Annotated in this window: 1 protein-coding gene; it reads right to left on the bottom strand. The window is 38.6% G+C overall.

Going from position 1 to position 980, the window contains the following annotated elements:
• A partial coding sequence (locus AC1DPZ_RS27955; protein ID WP_477409684.1) for a nucleotide sugar dehydrogenase occupies positions 1-916 on the bottom strand: 916 nt, incomplete at its 3' end.
• Between the last annotated feature and the right edge of the window lie 64 nt (positions 917-980).

The following is a 980-nucleotide window of genomic DNA, read 5'->3' as shown; positions in this document are numbered from 1 at the left end:
CATATGCGCCCATTGAATCATTTATACGACGGCCGGCCAAAATAATTTCGGGATGATAACCTGCCTCCTGCGCTTTTTGAGCCAGGTAATAAGGGTCAACTCCTATACAATGCCCGCCAACAAGCCCTGGCCTAAAATTTAAAAAGTTCCATTTTGTGCCTGCTGCTTCCAATACTTTATGGGTATCAATTCCCAACTTGTTAAATATCATAGCCAGTTCGTTCACAAATGCGATATTGATATCACGTTGCGCGTTTTCAATAACTTTAGCTGCCTCAGCAACTTTTATTGAATCGGCTTTGAAGGTACCGGCGGTTATAACAGAGTTATAAAGTTTATCTACAATATCAGCAATCTTAGGGGTCGATCCAGAAGTTATTTTGCGAATATTGGCTACAGTATGGTATTTATCTCCCGGATTGATTCTTTCGGGAGAATAACCAGCAAAAAAGTCAACATTAAATCGAAGATTAGAAGCTTTTTCCAATACAGGCATACATTCATCTTCGGTAACGCCAGGATAAACGGTTGACTCATAAATTACTATATCGCCCTTTTTTAACACTTTGCCAATTAGCAAGCTGGCATTTATTAATGGGGTTAAGTCTGGGCGGTTATTTTTATCAACCGGGGTAGGAACCGTTACTATGTACACTGAGCAGGCTCTTAATTTTTCAATCTCATCAGTGAAATATAAACCTACAGGTGTTGTACAAACCGGCGTTGTTACAGCTTTTAACTGTTCTTCATTAATTTCTAACGTATGATCTATACCTAACCTAAGTTGGTTGATCCTTTTTTCATTGATATCATACCCAAATACCTTATATTTCTTAGCAAATTCAACTGCCAATGGCAGCCCGACATAGCCAAGGCCTATAATTCCGATTTTAGGTTTGTACTGTTCAATTTTCATAGTTTTGGTTTTGGTTTGAGTTTTGAATTGTTAAATTTTGGAGGGGCACACGTGTTACCAATGC

It is taken from the genome of Mucilaginibacter sp. P4_G9 (assembly GCF_056400985.1).
Note: the sequence above shows the minus strand (reverse complement) of the source record. Positions and strands in the feature narration are given on the sequence as shown.